Annotated in this window: 18 protein-coding genes and 2 tRNA genes; all 20 read left to right on the forward strand. The window is 46.1% G+C overall.

Translation table 11 applies throughout. The annotated features are described in order from the left end of the window. Window positions 1-51 precede the first annotated feature (51 nt). The 20 genes from mfd (at window position 52) to ACKTRM_RS00435 (ending at window position 21,219) form a co-directional block, all read left to right on the forward strand. Entirely contained in the window at window positions 52-3,585 is a 3,534-nt protein-coding gene (gene mfd, locus ACKTRM_RS00340) for a transcription-repair coupling factor (protein ID WP_007409931.1), read from the forward strand. A gap of 136 nt (window positions 3,586-3,721) precedes the next feature. Then, window positions 3,722-4,258 carry a stage V sporulation protein T gene (gene spoVT, locus ACKTRM_RS00345; protein WP_004264646.1) on the forward strand — a complete coding sequence of 179 codons (537 nt, stop codon included), beginning with the start codon at window positions 3,722-3,724 and terminating at the stop codon, window positions 4,256-4,258. Window positions 4,259-4,426: 168 nt separating this feature from the next. After that, complete coding sequence (locus ACKTRM_RS00350; protein ID WP_011996175.1) at window positions 4,427-6,007, forward strand: putative polysaccharide biosynthesis protein; 1,581 nt, start codon at window positions 4,427-4,429, stop codon at window positions 6,005-6,007. Further along, the gene (gene mazG / locus ACKTRM_RS00355) at window positions 5,997-7,472 is read left to right on the forward strand and encodes a nucleoside triphosphate pyrophosphohydrolase (RefSeq protein ID WP_011996176.1); all 1,476 of its coding nucleotides are present in this window, start codon (window positions 5,997-5,999) and stop codon (window positions 7,470-7,472) included. Before ACKTRM_RS00350 ends, mazG begins: the two co-directional genes overlap by 11 nt. 1 nt (window position 7,473) lies before the next feature. After that, window positions 7,474-7,734, forward strand: coding sequence for an RNA-binding S4 domain-containing protein (locus tag ACKTRM_RS00360; protein WP_007409934.1), 261 nt, complete (start codon window positions 7,474-7,476; stop codon window positions 7,732-7,734). A 78-nt stretch (window positions 7,735-7,812) separates the two neighbouring features. Continuing rightward, entirely contained in the window at window positions 7,813-8,115 is a 303-nt protein-coding gene (gene yabP / locus ACKTRM_RS00365) for a sporulation protein YabP (protein WP_004264638.1), read from the forward strand. Then, window positions 8,112-8,747: a spore cortex biosynthesis protein YabQ gene (gene yabQ / locus ACKTRM_RS00370; RefSeq protein ID WP_011996177.1), complete on the forward strand. Its 636-nt coding sequence runs from the start codon at window positions 8,112-8,114 to the stop codon at window positions 8,745-8,747. The genes yabP and yabQ overlap by 4 nt, the downstream gene beginning before the upstream one ends. Before the next feature lie 17 nt (window positions 8,748-8,764). Next, window positions 8,765-9,142 carry a cell division protein DivIC gene (divIC, locus tag ACKTRM_RS00375; protein ID WP_004264632.1) on the forward strand — a complete coding sequence of 126 codons (378 nt, stop codon included), beginning with the start codon at window positions 8,765-8,767 and terminating at the stop codon, window positions 9,140-9,142. An 80-nt stretch (window positions 9,143-9,222) separates the two neighbouring features. Then, on the forward strand, window positions 9,223-9,609 hold the full coding sequence (locus tag ACKTRM_RS00380) for a S1 domain-containing RNA-binding protein (RefSeq protein ID WP_004264630.1): 387 nt from the start codon (window positions 9,223-9,225) through the stop codon (window positions 9,607-9,609). Window positions 9,610-9,767: 158 nt separating this feature from the next. Beyond that, window positions 9,768-9,844: transfer RNA gene (locus ACKTRM_RS00385), tRNA-Met, on the forward strand. A 9-nt stretch (window positions 9,845-9,853) separates the two neighbouring features. Next, window positions 9,854-9,925 (forward strand) — tRNA-Glu (locus ACKTRM_RS00390). Window positions 9,926-10,134: 209 nt separating this feature from the next. Next, window positions 10,135-12,624 carry a stage II sporulation protein E gene (gene spoIIE, locus ACKTRM_RS00395; protein ID WP_011996178.1) on the forward strand — a complete coding sequence of 830 codons (2,490 nt, stop codon included), beginning with the start codon at window positions 10,135-10,137 and terminating at the stop codon, window positions 12,622-12,624. Window positions 12,625-12,691: 67 nt separating this feature from the next. Next, window positions 12,692-13,429: a VWA domain-containing protein gene (locus ACKTRM_RS00400; protein ID WP_004264624.1), complete on the forward strand. Its 738-nt coding sequence runs from the start codon at window positions 12,692-12,694 to the stop codon at window positions 13,427-13,429. Continuing rightward, on the forward strand, window positions 13,395-14,396 hold the full coding sequence (locus tag ACKTRM_RS00405) for a protein kinase domain-containing protein (RefSeq protein WP_011996179.1): 1,002 nt from the start codon (window positions 13,395-13,397) through the stop codon (window positions 14,394-14,396). The genes ACKTRM_RS00400 and ACKTRM_RS00405 overlap by 35 nt, the downstream gene beginning before the upstream one ends. Before the next feature lie 104 nt (window positions 14,397-14,500). After that, window positions 14,501-15,919: a tRNA lysidine(34) synthetase TilS gene (tilS, locus tag ACKTRM_RS00410; RefSeq protein WP_011996180.1), complete on the forward strand. Its 1,419-nt coding sequence runs from the start codon at window positions 14,501-14,503 to the stop codon at window positions 15,917-15,919. After that, complete coding sequence (gene hpt, locus ACKTRM_RS00415) at window positions 15,916-16,455, forward strand: hypoxanthine phosphoribosyltransferase (protein WP_004264611.1); 540 nt, start codon at window positions 15,916-15,918, stop codon at window positions 16,453-16,455. The genes tilS and hpt overlap by 4 nt, the downstream gene beginning before the upstream one ends. Window positions 16,456-16,552: 97 nt before the next feature. Next, window positions 16,553-18,472 carry an ATP-dependent zinc metalloprotease FtsH gene (gene ftsH / locus ACKTRM_RS00420; RefSeq protein WP_007615201.1) on the forward strand — a complete coding sequence of 640 codons (1,920 nt, stop codon included), beginning with the start codon at window positions 16,553-16,555 and terminating at the stop codon, window positions 18,470-18,472. 148 nt (window positions 18,473-18,620) lie between these two features. Beyond that, on the forward strand, window positions 18,621-19,397 hold the full coding sequence (locus tag ACKTRM_RS00425) for a type III pantothenate kinase (protein WP_011996181.1): 777 nt from the start codon (window positions 18,621-18,623) through the stop codon (window positions 19,395-19,397). 10 nt (window positions 19,398-19,407) lie between these two features. Beyond that, a complete protein-coding gene (hslO, locus tag ACKTRM_RS00430) occupies window positions 19,408-20,283 on the forward strand; it encodes an Hsp33 family molecular chaperone HslO (protein ID WP_004264606.1) in 876 nt (291 codons plus the stop codon). A gap of 45 nt (window positions 20,284-20,328) precedes the next feature. Further along, window positions 20,329-21,219, forward strand: a complete 891-nt coding sequence (locus tag ACKTRM_RS00435) for a peptidyl-prolyl cis-trans isomerase (protein ID WP_011996182.1) — start codon at window positions 20,329-20,331, stop codon at window positions 21,217-21,219. Window positions 21,220-21,235: the final 16 nt, after the last annotated feature.

Here is a 21,235-nt window from a genome sequence, read left to right on the forward strand (position 1 = left end):
CTAGACCAAAGCGTTTTTCTGTTCTTGCAGAAAATAGAGAGGAGGGCCCATATGGACAACATTCAAACCTTTATTAAAGAAAGCGATGATTTTAAATCCATTGTCAACGGTTTACATGAGGGGCTGAAGGAACAGCTGCTTGCGGGTCTGTCAGGTTCCGCGCGTTCTGTTTTTACCTCCGCCCTTGCACAGGAAACGAAAAGGCCGATTTTCTTTATCACCCATAATTTATATCAGGCCCAAAAAGTGACGGAAGATCTGACGGCGCTTCTCGGGGATCAATCTGTTTTTTTATACCCCGTGAATGAATTGATTTCTTCAGAAATTGCGGTAGCGAGCCCTGAACTGCGCGCTCAGCGGCTTGATGTCATTAATAGATTAACAAACGGAGAAGCGCCGGTCGTTGTGGCGCCCGTTGCGGCAGTGAGAAGAATGCTTCCGCCGAAGGAGCTGTGGAAAAGCAGCCAGCTCGTCATTTCACTCGGAGACGAAATAGAACCGGATCAGCTGTCCGCGCGCCTTGTAGAGGTGGGGTATGAGCGTTCCGATATGGTTTCTGCACCCGGTGAATTCAGTATTCGCGGCGGAATTATCGACATTTATCCGCTGACGTCGGAGCATCCGGTGCGAATTGAACTGTTTGATACGGAGGTCGATTCCATCAGAAGCTTCAATTCTGATGACCAGAGATCAATTGAGACGCTCAAACATGTGGCGATCGGACCGGCGAAGGAATTGATCATCAGGGCGGAAGAAAAAGCCCGGGCGATGGAAAGGCTCGATAAAGGGCTTGCCGACAGTCTGAAAAAGCTGAAGCAGGACAAACAAAAGGAAATGCTTCATATCAATATCTCACATGATAAAGAACGGTTATCAACGGGACAGACTGATCAGGAACTTGTGAAGTATCTCTCGTACTTTTACGAAAAACCTGCTAGTTTGCTAGATTATACACCGGCAGACACGTTGTTACTGTTAGACGAGGTCAGCCGCATTCATGAAATGGAGGATCAGCTGCAAAAAGAAGAGGCCGAATTTATGACAAGTCTGCTCGAGGAAGGGAAAATTCTGCATGACATTCATTTATCCTTCAGCTTTCAGGAGCTTATGAGCGAAAAGCGGCGCCCGGCTATTTATTATTCATTATTTTTGCGTCATGTCCAGCATACAAGCCCTCAGAATATCGTGAATGTGACAAGCCGGCAGATGCAGAGTTTTCACGGGCAGATGAATGTGCTCGCAGGTGAAATGGAGCGCTTTAAGAAATCAAACTTCACCGTCGTCTTTTTAGGCGCAAATAAGGACAGAACCGACAGATTGGCATCCGTGCTGGCTGATTACGAAATTGAAGCCGCAAAAACGGACAGCTCCAAAGCGCTTGTGCAAGGACAGGTCTATGTCATGGAAGGCGAGCTGCAATCCGGTTTTGAACTGCCGCTGATGAAGCTGGCCGTCATTACGGAGGAAGAGCTGTTCAAAAACCGAATCAAGAAAAAGCCGAGAAAGCAGAAGCTGACAAATGCCGAACGGATCAAAAGCTATTCCGAGCTTCAGGTCGGCGACTATGTCGTCCACGTCAACCACGGGATCGGTAAGTATTTGGGGATTGAAACATTAGAAATCAAAGGCATTCATAAAGATTACCTCAACATTCATTATCAGGGCAGCGATAAGCTGTACGTCCCTGTAGAACAAATCGACCAGGTGCAGAAGTACGTCGGTTCTGAAGGAAAAGAACCGAAGCTTTATAAACTGGGCGGCAGTGAATGGAAACGGGTGAAGAAAAAAGTTGAAAACTCCGTTCAGGATATTGCCGATGATCTGATTAAGCTTTATGCGGAACGGGAAGCAAGCAAGGGCTATGCGTTCTCGCCGGATCATGAAATGCAGCGGCAGTTCGAATCTGCTTTCCCTTATCAGGAAACAGAGGACCAGCTCCGTTCCATTCAGGAGATTAAAAAGGATATGGAAAGAGAGCGCCCGATGGACCGTTTGCTTTGCGGTGATGTGGGTTACGGGAAGACGGAGGTAGCCATCCGAGCGGCCTTTAAAGCGATCGCAGACGGAAAGCAGGTCGCGCTTCTTGTGCCGACGACAATACTCGCGCAGCAGCATTATGAAACCATTATGGAGCGTTTCCAGGACTATCCGATTAACATCGGTCTTCTCAGCCGATTCAGAACGAGAAAAGAATCCAATGAAACGATTAAAGGCCTGAAAAACGGAACGGTAGACATCGTAATCGGAACCCACAGGCTTTTATCTAAAGATGTCGTCTATAAAGATCTCGGCTTGCTCATCATTGATGAAGAGCAGCGCTTCGGCGTAACGCATAAGGAAAAAATCAAACAGATCAAAGCCAATGTCGATGTGCTGACTCTTACAGCGACGCCGATACCGCGTACGCTTCATATGTCCATGCTCGGTGTGCGGGACTTATCTGTTATTGAAACGCCGCCGGAAAACCGTTTCCCTGTTCAGACATATGTCGTGGAATACAACGGCGCGCTTGTGCGGGAAGCCATCGAAAGAGAACTGGCGCGCGGAGGACAGGTATATTTCTTGTACAACCGCGTGGATGACATCGAGCGGAAGGCTGATGAAATTTCCATGCTTGTTCCCGATGCGAAAGTGGCATATGCCCACGGAAAAATGACCGAAAATGAATTGGAAAGCGTCATGCTCAATTTTCTGGAAGGGGAATCAGACGTCCTTGTCAGCACGACTATTATTGAGACAGGCGTAGATATACCAAATGTCAACACCTTGATTGTGTTCGACGGAGACAAAATGGGGCTGTCTCAGCTGTATCAGCTGAGAGGACGGGTCGGCCGTTCCAACCGCGTCGCTTATGCGTATTTTACGTACCGCAGAGACAAAGTGCTCACTGAGGTGGCGGAAAAACGGTTGCAGGCGATTAAAGAATTTACCGAGCTGGGATCAGGCTTTAAAATCGCCATGCGTGACTTGACGATCAGGGGAGCGGGGAACCTTCTCGGCGCCCAGCAGCACGGCTTTATCGACTCAGTCGGTTTTGACCTGTACTCGCAAATGCTCAAGGAAGCGATTGAAGAGCGGAAAGGCGATATTCCGAAAAGTGAACAGTTTGAGACAGAAATCGATATCGAGCTTGACGCGTATATTCCTGAAAACTATATACAAGACGGCAAGCAAAAAATCGACATGTATAAACGCTTCAGGTCAATCGCCACAATTGAGGAGAAAAATGAGCTTCAAGATGAAATCATCGACAGGTTCGGCAGCTACCCTAAAGAGGTTGAATGGCTGTTTACGGTTGCTGAGATGAAGGTATACGGAAAATATGAACGCGTCGAACTCATCAAGCAGGATAAAGACGCGATCAGATTTACCATTTCTGAAGAGGCCAGCGCACAGATTGACGGCCAGAAATTGTTCGAACTCGGCAATAAATACGGCCGGCAGATCGGACTGGGAATGGAAGGGAAAAAGCTGAAAATCTCAGTACAGACGAAAGGCCGCAAAACGGAAGAGTGGCTGGAAACCGTGCTCGGCATGCTGAAAGGCCTTCAGGATGTGAAGAAAGAAACAATCGCGTCTTCATAAAAATTGTTACTCTCTGGTGTATATTACATTTGATGTGACGGATACTAATTTCAAGCGAGTGGCGGAAGCTACATAAAGTAAAGAGCTTTAGTACTTTCCCTTAAATATCATCACATGAAAGAGAGGCACCAGAGAGATGAAAGCTACAGGTATCGTACGTCGTATTGATGATCTAGGACGGGTCGTCATTCCTAAAGAAATTCGGAGAACACTGCGAATCAGGGAAGGAGACCCGCTTGAAATATTCGTTGACCGCGACGGAGAAGTTATATTGAAAAAATATTCTCCTATCAGTGAGCTTGGCGATTTTGCGAAGGAATATGCAGATGCTTTGTATGACAGTCTCGGCCATTCCGTCTTGATTTGCGACCGTGACGCGTATATTGCCGTTTCAGGCAGTTCGAAAAAAGAATTTCTGAACAAAGCCATCAGCGATTTGCTCGAAAAAACGATGGATCAGCGCAGCTCAGTGGTAGAAAACGACGTGAAGTCCGCGCAGCTTGTTAATGACATTGATGAAGATATGAGCTCCTATACAATAGCTCCGATCGTGGCAAATGGCGATCCTATCGGTGCCGTGGTCATCTTTTCCAAGGAACAGGCACTTGGAGAAGTAGAACATAAAGCGGTAGAAACGGCAGCCAGTTTTTTGGCGAGACAAATGGAGCAGTAGGTCTTATTACCATTATTGAAATAAGAAAACGGAGAAAGAGCAGCTCTTATACAAGTGCTGTTCTTTTTCATATTCATATGTGCTCTCTATCGGTTCGGCCGTTAGGATTGTGATATAATAAGCTCGTTTTATAGACGTAATTTTCTAGCGGCTGGAAGGAGCTTTTGGATGAACGATTCAGTTGGCGCCAAGCGGCAATCGGCATGGAAAGGTGCTTTTGTGCTCGTCGTTGCGGGTATCGTAACGAAGATATTAAGCGCCGTGTACAGGGTTCCTTTTCAGAATATTGTCGGTGACGTCGGGTTTTACATTTATCAGCAGGTGTATCCGTTTTTAGGGATCGCGGTCATGCTGTCAACATCCGGTTTTCCGGTAATCATCTCAAAATTAATGAACGATTATAGCGATCATAAACAAAAAATAATGAAAATTTCCGCCCTTTATGTCACGGCGGCCGGACTTGTTCTGTTTGCGCTCATGTATGCCGGCGCGGCGCCGTTGGCCGGTTTTATGGGTGACGCCCGCCTTGTGATGCTGATAAGGGTCGCGGCGTTCGCTTTCATACTGTTTCCGTTTACGTCGGTTTTCCGGGGGTATTTCCAAGGTGTGCATGATATGATGCCGTCAGCCTTATCCCAGATTACGGAACAGCTTCTTCGCGTGGCGGTGCTTCTCGGTTTATCCTTCTGGCTTTTGAAAAGCGGCCGTTCATTATACGCGGCTGGTGCGGGGGCGGCTTCGGGATCAATTGCCGGAAGCTTGGCGGCCCTTTGTGTATTGGCTGTTTTCTGGTATAAGCGGGAAGAAACCAAGAAAGACGGCGGACATATCGAAACGGCCGTCATTGTAAAAAAGCTGCTGCTTTATTCAGTCACCATCTGTATCAGCAGTGTACTCATGCTTTTGATTCAGCTTGTAGACGCCTTAAACTTATATTCACTGCTTTCAGACGGGACGGAGAGTCATGCCGCGAAACAGCTGAAAGGCATATATGACCGCGGACAGCCGCTCCTTCAGCTGGGAACCGTGTTTGCCATCAGTATCGCCGCGTCATTGGTTCCTTCAATTTCAAAAGCGGTGCATGAGAATAACCCGTTTATCATAAAAGAGAAAGCGACATCAGCCGTCAAGCTCTGCCTTGCGGTAGGGATCGGTGCATCAGCCGGGCTTTTTTGCATTTTAGAGCCGGTGAATATCATGCTTTTCCAAAACAGTGAGGGGACGCAGACCTTACAAATATTCAGCTTATCTATCTTTTTTGCCTCGATTGCGCTTACAGCAGCCGCGATTCTGCAAGGAGCGGGACATACCGTTTTCCCCGCCGTATCCGTTTTGGCGGGAGGGGCGCTGAAATGGGTGCTGAATGTTTGGCTGGTCCCCGGCTGGGGTATTACAGGAGCGGCACTGGCGACCGTCTTGGCATTTGCCGCAGTTGCGTGCCTGAATCTCCGGAGAATTTGGTCGAAGGGCTGGCTGACGAATATCGGCGGCGTGATTGCCCGTCTGTGCTGGTGCAGTCTGCTGATGGTCTTCTTTCTGCTCGTATATATGAAGCTATGGCAGTTATTTCTTCCCGTCAGCAGGGCCGGAGCTGTATGTGAGAGTCTGTCTGCGTCGGTCATCGGAGGGCTATTGTTTATTTATTGTATGATAAGAATGAAGATTTTCACGGACGAAGAGCTGAGCGGCCTTCCTTTCGGCAGTGCTTTAAGCAAATTGAAAAAGAGGAGAGAAAAACATGGCAGGTAACATTACGGTCGTCGGCCTCGGCGCCGGAGACATGGATCAGTTGACAGTGGGCATACATAAGCTGCTGACTCAGGCGAAGCATTTATATATAAGAACGAAAGACCACCCTTTGATTCCGGAATTAGAGCAAGAGACGGAAGCGGACATCCGGTATTTTGATGATATTTATGAAAAACATGATCAGTTTGAAGCGGTCTATGAAGAGATCGCGGACATTCTGTTTGAAAAAGCGAAGCAAGAGGATGTCGTCTACGCTGTGCCCGGGCATCCGTTTGTCGCTGAGAAAACCGTTCAGCTGTTATTTGAACGCCGGGAAGAACAACAGGTAGCTGTTCATACTGCCGGAGGGCAAAGCTTTTTGGATGCCATTTTTAATGCATTGCGAATTGATCCGATTGAAGGGTTTCAATTTACGGATGCGCAAACAATGACGCCGGATGAGCTCGAACTCCGCCATCACCTGATCATTTGCCAGGTTTATGACCAAATGACGGCCTCTGAGGTGAAGCTGACGCTTATGGAGAAATTGCCTGACGACTATGAAGTGGTCATCGTCACGGCAGCCGGAAGCAAGGGAGAAAAGATGACCAAGGTGCCTTTGTTTGAGCTTGACCGCAATGTAGAAATAAATAACTTAACAAGCGTGTATGTTCCGCCGATTAAAAAAGAAGAACTCCTTTACCAGGAATTTTCTGCATTCCGAAGTATTATTCGCGAGCTTCGCGGGCCGAACGGCTGTCCGTGGGATCAAAAGCAGACACACCAGTCATTAAAGAAGTATATGATTGAGGAATGCTACGAACTGCTTGAGGCCATTGACGAAGAGGACACGGATCACATGATAGAAGAACTCGGGGACGTCATGCTTCAGGTTATGCTGCACGCCCAGATCGGAGAAGACGAGGGGTATTTCTCAATTGATGATGTCATCAGAGACATCAGTGCGAAGATGGTCAGACGGCACCCGCATGTGTTTAAGGATGTTAAGGTTCAGGATGAACATGATGTCGTCGCCAACTGGGAAGAAATCAAAAAGGCGGAAAAGCAAACAACATCCACTTCATTGCTGGATGCCGTGCCGAAAACACTGCCTTCTCTTGCAAAAGCGGCCAAGCTTCAGAAAAAAGCCGCAAAAATCGGCTTTGACTGGGATGACGTTCAGGATATATGGGATAAAGTAAATGAAGAGCTGAAGGAATTTTCTGCAGAGGCTTCCGCCGAATCAGCAGATGAAATCAGCTTAAAAGCTGAATTCGGCGATGTTTTATTTGCATTGGTCAATATCGGCCGATACTATAAAATTGAGCCTGAGGAAGCGCTCGCCATGACAAATGACAAATTTCGCAGACGCTTTGCTTATATTGAGAAAGAAGCGGCAGCAAAGGGCCTTGAATTGACCGCAATGTCACTTGAGGAAATGGACAAATTGTGGGATGAAGCAAAAGAAATGGAGAGGAGATTCTGATATGAGACTTGATAAGTTTTTAAAAGTATCCAGATTAATTAAACGCCGCACATTGGCGAAAGAGGTCGCCGATCAAGGGAGAATCACAGTTAACGGGAATCAGGCGAAAGCCAGCTCAGACGTAAAAGCCGGTGATGAACTGACGGTCCGCTTCGGCCAGAAACTTGTCACCGTGAAGGTAAACGAATTGAAAGAAACAACGAAAAAAGAAGAAGCCGCGGGCATGTATACAATCGTCAAGGAAGAAAAACTCGGCGAATAGGCTTGTTCTAAACAAGGCTCCCGCCTCATACAATGCAGTAATAATGCTAAAAGTATCGAGGATATGGGGGCTGAATAGATGAATTCATATTATGAGCAAAAAGGTTCTTCTTCTGTTCCGGAACAGCATGATGTAACGATGAAAGGGAGAAAGCATTTAGACATTTCGGGCGTCAAGCATGTAGAAAGTTTTGACAACGAAGAGTTTTTGCTGGAAACGGTTATGGGAATGCTTTCCGTCAGAGGCGAGAACCTGCAGATGAAAAATCTTGATGTGGAAAAAGGGATTGTATCTATAAAAGGCAGGGTGTTTGACCTTGTATATTTAGACGAGCAGCAAGGGGATAAAGCTAAAGGGTTTTTTAGCAAGTTGTTTAAATGACGCTGACCACCCAATTTTATACGATGCTGGCAATGACCGGTATGGGCGCCTGGCTCGGAGCGTCGCTTGATACATACAGGCTGTTTGTCAGCCGTGCCAAAACGGCCAGATGGCTGTTATTCATTCATGACATTCTCTTTTGGATTGTACAAGGTCTGCTGTTTTTCTATGTGCTGCTCAACGTGAATGAAGGAGAACTCAGGGTATACATTTTCTTGGCTGTCTTACTGGGGATTGCGACGTACCAAAGCCTGTTTAAACGAATGTATATAAAAATACTGAAATTTGCCATTCATCTTGCGGTGTCTCTTTACCAATTCGCAAAAAAGCTCATTCAGCACGTGCTGTTCCGTCCGGTGCTTCTGCTCTTTAAGCTGCTCATCGGGCTGATCACGGTTGTTTCTTTATACTCCTATCGGGTGAGTGCCTTTTTTGCGAAGTGTCTTTTTAAGATCGTAACGTTTTTGCTGTATCCGCTGTTTTTCCTGTTGAAACAATTATTGAAACTTCTTCCTGAAAAGTGGCGTCTTACTTTCAAACGATATTTTCAAAAAAGTGCAGGATTTTTACAAAAGAGCAAGAAACTAATCATAACAATCAGATCGACCATGATACGTATTTTGAAAAGGTGAAAGGAGGACCGTCTGGTTTGAATCTATCTAGAGAACGTACAATAACTGAAATCCAAAACGACTATAAAGAGCAGGTTGAACGGCAATCCCAGCTTATGAAAAGAAGGCGGAAAGGGCTTTTCAGACGGTTGATCGTATTCGGCGCCCTTGTGTTGTTGACGGCTATTGTCTTAGCGGGTTCTCTGTGGTCACAGACCTCTTCCCTTAGCGCAAACGAAGAAAAGAAAGCTCAGCTGGAAAAACAAGTGAAAGAATTGAACGCGAAACAGGCTGATTTAAAAGATGAAATTTCCAAATTAAAGGATGAGGATTACGTCACAGAGCTTGCCAGAAGAGACTTGTTTATGTCAGGAAATGGTGAGATTCTCTTCAATGTAGAAAAGAAGAGCAAGTAGCCTTGTTGACACTTAAATTTTTATTTAGGTATAATTAAACAAACGATCTTTTTATAAGCCTAAGGAGGAGCACTTTTTTTATGTCGATTGAAGTTGGCAGCAAGTTGCAAGGGAAAATAACAGGTATTACAAATTTCGGAGCATTTGTTGAATTGCCTGGAGGCTCAACCGGTCTCGTTCATATCAGTGAGGTAGCCGATAATTATGTTAAAGACATTAACGAGCATTTAAAAGTCGGCGATCAAGTTGAAGTGAAAGTCATCAACGTTGAAAAAGACGGGAAAATTGGTTTATCAATTAAAAAAGCTAAAGACCGTCCGCAAGCCAGACCTAGAAATGATTTCCGTCCGAAAGAATCTTTTGAACAGAAAATGAACAAGTTTCTTAAAGATAGCGAAGACCGCTTATCATCTTTAAAACGAAACACGGAATCAAAACGTGGAGGGCGCGGAGCAAGAAGAGGATAACTTGCTGCTTTCTATAAATACATGGAGCATCCGTCTATCCCAGCGGGTGCTTTTTTTGTATGCGCCATTATAGTCAGAAAATTAAAACTTCAAAGTTTCTGTTGACGGAATGAAGAAACCTTTGTATTATATAACTTGTGCTTATAAGCACCTTATATGGCGGTGTAGCTCAGCTGGCTAGAGCGTACGGTTCATACCCGTGAGGTCGGGGGTTCGATCCCCTCCGCCGCTACCATATATATCTGGCCCGTTGGTCAAGCGGTTAAGACACCGCCCTTTCACGGCGGTAACACGGGTTCGAATCCCGTACGGGTCATCAAGCGAATCGGCTTCTGTTGCAGAAGCCGATTTTTTCATATTTAGACAACTTTTTGAGAAATGTCGGAGGAAATACGAAAGGAAAGGGGAACAAGGGAGAAAGCGTCGAAGAGTTCTTTGGTATTGTTACCTTCTTTTGACAAAATCCTATCTGGGCTTTCATTTATAATGACAAGCAACGAATAAAACAGGTGGGGGATGAGAGCAATGGAAAAAGCGGAAAGAAGAGTGAACGGGCCGATGGCGGGACAAGCTCTGGAAAAACTGCAATCGTTTTTTGAAAAGGCGGCAAAGCTTACAGTCCATCAAGCGCATTCACTTTTTTTCTATAAGGGTTTCATTTATGTCGTGATCGGTTTTTTACTTGGACGGGCTTTCATATTATCTGAGGTTCTTCCGTTTGCGCTGCCGTTTTTCGGAGCGATGCTTTTGATTAGAAGAGATAAAGCCTTCTATGCTTGTCTGTCTTTACTTGCGGGCGCTTTAACCATTTCGCCGAAACACTCTTTATTGATTCTCACAGCTTTGGCCGTCTTCACTTTATTTTCAAAAATCGGTACATATATCGTGCAGGACCGGGTGAAGATGCTGCCGATCGTGGTGTTTTTCTCTATGGCTGCCGCGAGAATCGGATTTGTTTATTTTGAAAGCGGCGCTTTTACCACCTATGATTATGTGATGGCTGTTGTCGAGGCGGGCCTGGCCTTTATTTTGACGCTGATCTTTTTACAAAGCCTGCCGATTTTCACGATCAAAAAAGTGAAGCAATCGTTAAAAATAGAAGAAATCATCTGTTTTATGATCTTGATCGCATCCGTTTTAACCGGGCTTGCGGGTGTTTCATTTCAGGGAATGCAGGCTGAACATATCCTGGCCCGCTATGTCGTGCTGAGTTTTTCCTTTGTCGGCGGGGCAAGCATCGGCTGTACGGTCGGTGTTGTGACCGGACTGATCCTCGGGCTTGCGAATATCGGGAACCTCTATCAAATGAGTCTGCTTGCGTTTTCCGGGCTTCTTGGCGGGCTGCTGAAAGAAGGAAAGAAAGCCGGAGCCGCAGTCGGGTTAGTGATCGGCTCACTGCTGATTTCATTATATGGAGAAGGGTCTGCCGGATTAATGACCACTCTTTATGAATCTTTGATTGCCGTTGTTTTGTTTTTGATTACGCCCCAATCGATTACGAAAAAGGTGGCGCGATACATACCGGGCACTGCTGAGCACAGTCAGGAACAGCAGCAGTACGCGAGGAAAATCAGAGATGTCACCGCCCAGAAAGTAGACCAGTTCTCCAATGTGTTTCATGCCTTGTCGGAGAGCTTCGCCACCTTTCATCAGACGTCTTCCGATGAGCAGGCGGAAGAAGGGGAAGTGGATCTCTTTTTAAGCAAAATCACCGAGCATTCCTGCCAATCCTGCTATAAGAAAAGCAAATGCTGGGTTCAAAACTTTGATAAAACATATGACTTAATGAAACAAGTTATGCATGAAACAGAAGAAAAACAGTATGCCTCAAACCGCAGATTAAAAAAGGAGTTTCAACAGCACTGTTCCAAATCCAGACAGGTGGAAGAGCTGATTGAGGACGAACTTGCCCACCATCACGCCCATCTGACACTGAAGAGAAAAGTTCAGGACAGCAGAAGGCTTGTTGCCGAGCAGCTGTTGGGGGTTTCTGAGGTCATGGCGGACTTTTCTCGGGAAATAAAACGGGAGAGGGAGCAGCATTTTATTCAGGAAGAACAAATGATAGAGGCGCTTCAGCATTTTGGAATCGAGATTCAGCATGTCGAGATATACAGCTTGGAGCAGGGCAATATTGATATCGAAATGACAATCCCGTTCAGCGGAGGACACGGCGAGAGTGAGAAAATTATCGCCCCGATGCTGTCTGACATTCTTGAGGAGCAGATACTTGTCAAAAGCGAACAGCACTCGACTCATCCGAATGGCTACAGCCATGTCGCGTTCGGTTCGACCAAGTCGTACCGGGTATCGACAGGCGCGGCTCATGCGGCAAAAGGCGGCGGCCTTGTCTCCGGCGACAGCTACAGCATGATGGAACTGGGGGCGAGAAAGTATGCGGCCGCGATCAGTGACGGCATGGGCAATGGGGCGAGGGCCCATTATGAGAGCAATGAAACGATTAAGCTGCTCGAAAAAATTCTCGAATCAGGTATTGATGAAAAAATAGCGATAAAAACGATCAACAGTATTCTGTCTTTACGGACGACAGACGAAATCTACTCAACTCTCGATCTTTCTATCATTGATCTTCAGGATGCAAGCTGCAAATTCTTGAAGGTCGGTTCAACGCCGAGTTTTATCAAGCGGGGAGATCAAGTCATGAAAGTGCAGGCCAGCAATCTGCCGATCGGCATCATCAATGAATTTGATGTGGAGGTTGTAAGTGAACAGTTAAAAGCGGGAGATCTGCTCGTCATGATGAGTGACGGTATTTTTGAAGGGCCGAAGCACGTTGAAAACCACGACCTGTGGATGAAACGGAAAATGAAAGGGCTGAAAACCGAAGACCCGCAGGAAATCGCTGATATATTAATGGAAGAGGTCATCAGAACGCGTTCCGGCCAAATCGAAGACGATATGACAGTGGTTGTTGTCCGGATTGATCACAACACGCCGAAATGGGCTTCCATACCGGTACCGGCGATTTTCCAAAATAAAAAGGAGATTTCTTAATCCATTCGTATAAATCACTTTCCTTCTGGCGAAGATGGGACTAATCGTATCACCGGGAGGAATGTATGTGAATAAGGGACATTTAAATCAAGTTCTGCTGATTACAGATGGCTGCTCCAATCATGGTGAAGACCCGATCGCAATGGCGGCTTTCGCCAAGGAGCAGGGGATTACGGTGAATGTTATAGGAATTATGGAAGAAAACGCGATTGACCAAGAAGCAATGAAGGAAGTTGAAGGCATCGCCATGGCCGGAGGCGGCGTCCATCAAGTTGTGTATGCGTCACAATTGTCTCAGACGGTTCAAATGGTGACGAAAAAAGCAATGACCCAGACGCTGCAAGGTGTCGTCAATCAAGAGCTTAAACAAATCTTAGGGAAAAACGTTGAAATGGAAGAGCTTTCTCCTGAAAAACGCGGCGAAGTGATGGAAGTGGTTGATGAACTCGGCGAAACGGTTCATCTGCAAGTGCTTGTGCTGGTTGATACGAGTGCGAGTATGGCGCCGAAACTGCCGACGGTGAAAGAAGCGCTGATCGATCTTTCCATCAGTTTAAATTCCCGGGCCGGGCAAAATGAATTTGCAATGTGTATATTTCCCGGGAAAAGCCAGGAAGTTGAGCTTGTGCTGAATTGGACGCCGAAGCTTGAATCCCTTTCTGCACTCTTTGCGAAGCTGTCGACCGGCGGTATCACCCCTACGGGCCCCGCTATCCGGGAAGCAACGCAGCAGTTTGAGAGAATCCGCTCAAGAAGGAGCATGTTGGCAGATGATGAACGACGCTTTAACGAGTTTGGCATGTAGTCTGGCACCGGGGACGGCAATTCAGGGCAAATGGAACGGCAAATCCTACAGATTGCTCAAACAGCTTGGAAAAGGGGCTAACGGTATTGTATATCTGGCAGAAGCATCAGGCGGACAGGTCGCTTTGAAAATAAGCAGCGACAGCATGTCTGTTACCTCTGAAGTGAATGTCTTAAAATCCTTTTCAAAGGCCCGGTCGCAAACGATGGGGCCTTCTTTTTTTGATGCGGACGACGCGTTTATTCCGCAGCTGAATAAAAATGTCTCTTTTTACGTGATGGAGTACATAGAAGGGCCGCTTCTTCCGCAATATATCAGCAGTAAGGGAGCGGAGTGGATTCCGGTGCTGATGGTGCAGCTTCTTTCCAGCCTGTCAGTCCTTCATCAGCAAGGGTGGGTTTTTGGCGACCTCAAACCGGACAATCTCATTGTAACCGGACCACCGGCTGCCATTCGCTGCATTGATGTAGGGGGAACGACAAAACAGGGCCGCGCGATTAAAGAGTATACGGAGTTTTACGACAGGGGCTATTGGGGGTATGGAACAAGAAAAGCAGAACCATCCTATGACCTGTTTGCTGTCGCAATGATCATGATCCACTGTGCCCAGAAGAAAGAGTGCAAAAAGTCAGGACAGCCGAAAGAACAGCTTCGTTCTATCATTGAAGGCCACCCGTTTCTGAATAAGTATAAGAAGGTTCTGTTTTCTGCTTTAAACGGCCAATATCCGTCTGCGGAAGCCATGAAGCATGACATCCTGACTGCGGGGCAGAGCGCCGGGAGCAAAAGGAAAGCCGCCGCCAAGCCTAAGCCGCCGCAATCAAAACCGCAGCAGGGCACTGTATCTCAAACGCGGTATAAACCTAAACAAAAACCCGCAAAGCACAATGGTTTATTTGAAACAACACTTATTTTAATCAGCGTTCTCGCACTTTATTTCGCTTACATCGTCTTTTTTCTCATCTAGTGCCGGCCGGACGCCTGCGCTCATGCTTCTTCTTTGCTTGGAGGGAATGAAAGTGATAGGATATGTATATCTTTAAAAAACCTGCTCATTGTGAGGGGGACATTGTGAAAAGCGTGGAAGATTTTTTCAAAACATATCATCTTCAGGCGGAGGGAGAAACGATTATTGCCGGGGTCTCCGGAGGCCCTGATTCAATGGCGCTTCTCAGTATGCTGAATAAGCACTTCGGGCATTCCTCCGTTATCATAGCGGCGCATGTCGACCATCAGTTCAGGGGTCCTGAATCTGAAGAAGATATGAAGTTTGTGCAGTCATATTGCGAAGCGGAACACATCCTCTGCGAAACGGTACAGATTGATGTTTCTGCATACGCAAAGAAGAATAAGCTGAACAAGCAGGCTGCCGCGCGTGATTGCAGATATCAGTTTTTCGAAGATCTGATGACAAAACACCAAGCGAAGTTTTTGGCGCTGGCTCATCATGGCGATGATCAAGTTGAGACAATGCTCATGAGGCTTGCGAAAGGTACGCTCGGGGCAGGGCTTGCGGGAATGCAGCCCGTCCGCGAATTTGCATCCGGCTGGCTGATCAGGCCTTTCCTCTATGCGGCAAAGGATGAAATCCTTGAATACTGCCGTCAAGAAGGGCTCAGCTACAGAACGGATGAGAGCAATGCAAAAGACGATTATACAAGAAACAGATTCAGAAAGACCGTGCTTCCTTTTTTAAAACATGAATCACCTGACGTTCATAAAATGTTTCAAAAGGTGAGTGAAGCACTGACAGAAGACGAACAATACCTGCAGTCATTAACGAAAGAACGAATGAATAAGGTTATTACAAGCAAGTCAGACACATCGGTTGAAGTCAATTCCTCTCAATTGCTTGCCCTTCCGATACCTTTACAAAGAAGAGGAGTTCAACTAATATTAAACTATCTTTATGAAAACGTTCCATCGTCGTTTTCCGCCCGCCACATACAGCAGTTTCTCGAATGGGCGGAAAATGGAAGCGCCTCGGGAGTGCTTGATTTTCCGAAAGGGCTCAAGGTGGTCAAATCATATCAGACATGTTTGTTTACATTTGAACAATGGCAATGTGAAAAAGTTCCCTTTGAGCTGCAGCTGCAAGGAGCGAAAGGCGAGACTGCTGTTCTCCCCAACGGCTTTATGATAGAGGTGGCCGATCAGGCTGATCCTCATATCAAAAATGGGAATGCTGTTTTTATGACAAGCAGAAACAAGGTGCAATTTCCTTTAACAATCCGGACGAGAAAAATCGGCGACCGGATCAAACTTAAAGGGATGAATGGCTCGAAAAAGGTGAAAGATATATTTATTGATCATAAACTGCCTCTGCGGGATCGGGACGAATGGCCGATTGTAACGGATGCGAGCGGTGAAATTATCTGGCTGCCTGGCTTGAAAAAATCCATCTTTGACGATCTTGTGATTTCAAACAGTGACCGCATTGTATTACAATATAGACAGCATGAAAAGTGTAGGGGGCAAGCATTAACATGAAACAGGATATCGAAAAAGTGCTGATCTCAGAAGATGAGATCCAGCAGAAAGTAAAACAGCTTGGAGAACAATTAACAAGCGAGTACAGCGACACGTTTCCGTTGGCAATCGGTGTGTTAAAGGGAGCGCTTCCTTTTATGGCTGATCTTATAAAGCATATTGATACATATTTGGAAATGGACTTCATGGATGTATCAAGCTACGGAAATTCCACGGTTTCTTCCGGAGAAGTCAAAATCATCAAAGATTTGGATACATCTGTAGAAGGCCGGGACATCTTAATCATTGAAGATATTATCGACAGTGGGTTAACCTTGAGCTATCTCGTAGAACTCTTCCGATATCGTAAAGCGAAATCAATTAAGATTGTTACCCTGTTGGATAAACCAAGCGGAAGAAAAGCGGACATTAAAGCTGACTTCGTAGGTTTTGAAGTTCCTGACGCGTTTGTTGTGGGTTACGGACTTGATTATGCCGAACGCTATCGCAATCTGCCTTACATCGGAGTATTAAAACCGGCGATTTATGAAAGCTGATCGGCTGCCTGCTTCCGAGATGGTTATCGGTTGTATTGGAATGATTTTCTATGGTACTATTGAACATAGTTGTGCTTACTGTGGGAGGAGGTAAGGAATGAATCGGGTCTTCCGTAATACCATTTTTTATTTACTTATTTTATTAGTAGTAATCGGGGTTGTGAGTTACTTCCAGACTTCAAACCCGAAAACAGAAAATATGTCGTACAGTACGTTTATCAAGAACCTCGATGAGGGGAAAGTTGATAGCGTATCGGTTCAGCCTGTCAGAGGTGTTTATGAGGTAAAAGGACAGCTGAAAAAATACGACAAAGACCAGTACTTTTTAACACATGTTCCTGAAGGAAAAGGAGCAGACCAGATATTTGATGCAATTAAAAAGACGGACGTAAAAGTTGATCCCGCACAGGAAACAAGCGGGTGGGTGACGTTCTTAACGACGATCATTCCGTTTGTCATCATCTTTATTCTGTTTTTCTTCCTGCTCAATCAGGCTCAGGGCGGCGGCAGCCGTGTCATGAACTTCGGAAAGAGCAAAGCGAAGCTGTATACGGAAGAAAAGAAACGCGTGAAGTTTAAAGATGTAGCCGGCGCGGATGAGGAGAAGCAGGAGCTTGTTGAGGTTGTTGAGTTTCTGAAAGATCCTCGCAAATTCGCCGAGCTTGGCGCCAGAATCCCTAAAGGCGTGCTGTTGGTCGGACCTCCGGGAACCGGTAAGACGCTGCTTGCGAGAGCCTCAGCCGGTGAAGCAGGCGTTCCTTTCTTCAGCATCAGCGGATCTGACTTCGTTGAAATGTTTGTCGGTGTCGGTGCTTCCCGTGTGCGTGATTTATTCGAAAATGCGAAAAAGAATGCGCCTTGTCTGATTTTCATTGATGAGATCGACGCGGTGGGACGTCAGCGCGGCGCAGGTCTTGGCGGCGGGCATGATGAACGCGAACAGACGCTGAACCAGCTGCTTGTAGAGATGGACGGTTTCAGTGCGAATGAAGGAATCATTATTATCGCTGCGACAAACCGTGCGGACATTCTTGACCCCGCATTGCTTCGTCCGGGACGTTTTGACCGTCAGATTACGGTAGACCGTCCGGATGTCATCGGCCGTGAAGCCGTATTACAGGTCCATGCGAGAAACAAACCGCTTGATGAAACGGTGAACTTAAAAGCAATCGCTTCAAGAACACCCGGTTTCTCAGGCGCCGATTTAGAAAACCTTCTTAACGAAGCGGCACTTGTTGCTGCCCGTCAAAACAAGAAGAAAATTGATATGCGCGACATTGATGAAGCGACGGACCGTGTCATTGCGGGTCCTGCGAAGAAGAGCCGCGTCATATCGAAAAAAGAACGCAATATCGTGGCGTACCACGAGGGCGGTCACACCGTTATCGGACTTGTGCTGGATGAAGCCGATATGGTTCATAAAGTAACGATCGTTCCGAGGGGGCAGGCGGGCGGATACGCGGTCATGCTTCCGAGAGAAGACCGTTACTTCCAGACAAAACCTGAACTTCTCGATAAAATTGTCGGTCTTCTGGGCGGACGGGTTGCCGAGGAAATTATCTTCGGCGAAGTCAGCACGGGGGCTCACAATGACTTCCAGCGGGCAACGAGCATTGCCAGAAGAATGGTGACAGAGTTCGGTATGTCAGAAAAACTCGGACCGCTTCAGTTCGGTCAATCTCAAGGCGGTCAAGTATTCCTGGGCCGGGATTTCAACAACGAGCAGAACTACAGTGATCAGATCGCTTACGAAATCGATCAGGAAATTCAGCGCATCATTAAAGAATGTTATGAGCGTGCGAAAACCATCCTGACTGAAAATCGCGATAAGCTTGAATTGATTGCTCAGACATTGCTTGATGTGGAAACATTAGATGCGGAACAAATCAAGCATCTCGTGGATCACGGAAAACTCCCTGAGCGCAATTTCTCAGATGACCATCTTCAAAAAGACGATGTGAAAGTAAACATCCTGTCTAAAACAGAAGACGAAAAGAAAGACGAGCCGAAAGAATAGTTCGCTTTCTGATATGAAAACCGCCGGCGTATACCGGCGGTTTTTTTACTGGTTCCGTTTTGTTTACAAAAGAGCCGCAGATCGTGTATGGTATTGTAGAATGTTGAAAATGTTATGATTAGAAACTATTCAAAAGTGGTGATAGAGGTTGTTACTGGTTATAGATGTGGGGAACACCAACACCGTGATTGGTGTATATCATGATGGGGAATTAGAATATCATTGGCGCATAGAAACGAGCAGGCACAAAACAGAAGACGAATTCGGCATGCTGCTCCGTTCCTTATTTGAACATTCCGGACTCATGTTTGAACAGATTGAAGGGATTATCATCTCATCCGTGGTGCCGCCGATTATGTTCTCTTTAGAAAGAATGTGCACAAAATACTTTCACATCGAGCCGCAAGTTGTCGGCCCGGGAATGAAAACAGGTTTAAATATAAAGTATGACAATCCGAAAGAAGTGGGAGCTGACAGGATCGTCAATGCCGTTGCGGCGATCCAGCAGTATGGCGCCCCCTTAATTGTTGTTGATTTCGGAACGGCGACGACGTATTGCTACATTGATGAAAACAAACAATACATGGGCGGCGCGATTGCTCCCGGCATTACGATTTCAACGGAAGCGCTGTACTCACGTGCGGCGAAGCTTCCGAGAATTGAAATTGCCCGTCCGGACAATATCATCGGCAAAAACACGGTAAGCGCCATGCAGTCCGGCATCCTTTTCGGTTATGTCGGACAAGTTGAAGGTATAGTGAAGCGGATGAAATGGCAGGCAACACAGGAACCGAAAGTCATTGCGACAGGCGGGCTTGCGTCATTAATCGCAAACGAATCAGACTGTATTGATATTGTTGACCCGTTTCTCACTCTGAAAGGGCTGGAAATCATTTATGAGCGAAATCGCGTGGGTCACGTATAGGAGGTAAACGATGGATTATTTAATTAAAGCAATTGCATATGACGGTAAAGTGCGGGCTTATGCAGCCAGAACGACAGATATGGTAAATGAAGCGCAAAGAAGGCATGACACGTGGCCGACGGCATCAGCCGCAATCGGCCGGACGATGACAGCTTCTCTGATGCTAGGAGCGATGCTTAAGGGTGAAGATAAGCTGACAGTCAAAATAGAAGGCGGCGGCCCGATCGGAGCCATTGTCGCAGATGCGAACGCAAAGGGTGAGGTAAGAGCATACGTATCAAACCCGCACGTTCATTTTGATCTCAATGAACAAGGGAAACTGGATGTCAGACGGGCGGTCGGAACTGATGGAACACTCAGTGTCGTAAAAGATTTGGGCTTGCGTGATTATTTTACGGGACAAGTAGAGATTGTCTCGGGTGAACTCGGTGACGACTTCACATATTATCTTGTTTCTTCTGAACAAGTCCCTTCATCTGTCGGCGTAGGTGTTCTGGTAAATCCTGATAACACGATTCTCGCTGCGGGCGGGTTCATCATTCAGCTTCTTCCGGGGACTGATGAAGAAACCATTTCAACAATTGAAAAGCAATTATCTCAAATCGAACCGATTTCAAAATTGATTCAAAAAGGCCTGACACCGGAAGAAATCTTGGAAGAAGTTCTGGGTCAAAAACCGGACGTTCTCGAAACAATGCCGGTCAAATTTCACTGTTCTTGTTCAAAAGATCGATTCGAAACGGCCATTTTAGGACTAGGCAAAAAAGAAATACAAGATATGATAGAAGAAGACGGAAAAGCCGAAGCGGTTTGCCATTTTTGTAATGAGAAGTATTTATTTACAAAAGAAGAACTGGAAGAGCTTCGTGACGAAACAACCCGCTAGCTCTTTAGCGGGTTGTTCTATTTTATAAAAGGGATGGGGTAGATTTTGAAATCGAGAACACTTTTGACGATTATTGTAGCGGCGCTGTTAGTATGCAGTGTGACAGTGGCGTATAAGTTAACAAAATCCCAAGCCGCGGGGTCATCTGAAGAATCCATCGCGACAATCGGTGATAAACATATCACACGGCAAGACTGGATGAAAAAGATGGAAGACCAGTACGGAAAATCAACTCTGGAAGACATGATTAATGCACAAGTAGTGGAAGAGCTTGCGGAAAAGAATAAACTCACAGTTTCAAACAGCGAATTGGATCGTGAGTTTCTTTTAATCAAAGCGGTAGATAATTCATTTTATGAAGACAGCCATATTACCGAAAAAGAATGGAGAGACCAGATCCGCTACAACATTCTTCTTGAAGAACTGCTGACGAAGGACATCGATATATCGGATAAGGAAATGCAATCATTTTATAATAAAAATAAAGAATTGTACCATTTCGATGATTCATACAGAATCCGGCACATTGTCGTCAAAAACAAAGATGAGGCGGACAGGGTGCTTGCTGATTTGAAAGGCGGTTCCAGCTTTGAAGCCGTCGCCGCTGAGCGTTCCACGGACAGATACACGTCACAGTATGGCGGAGACCTCGGCTTTGTGACAGAAAATCAGGAAAATATCCCGCAGGCATATATCACAGAAGCTAAAAAGCTTAAAGAAGATGAATGGTCCGTTGAACCGATTAAAGTTTCTTCAGGATACGCCGTCATTCAGCTGAAAGAAAAGCTTAAATCGAGAACTTTCTCATACAATGAAGTGAAGAGCCAAATCAGACGCCAGATCGCGATGGAACAATTAGGTGACAAGGCGACAGTCAAAACGCTGTGGAAAGAGGCGGGGGTCTCTTGGTTCTACGGGGAAAAAAGAACTAAATGATTGACAAAAAATTTTG

The sequence above is a fragment of the Bacillus sp. D7-8 genome, assembly GCF_052055895.1.
GTDB lineage: Bacteria > Bacillota > Bacilli > Bacillales > Bacillaceae > Bacillus > Bacillus velezensis.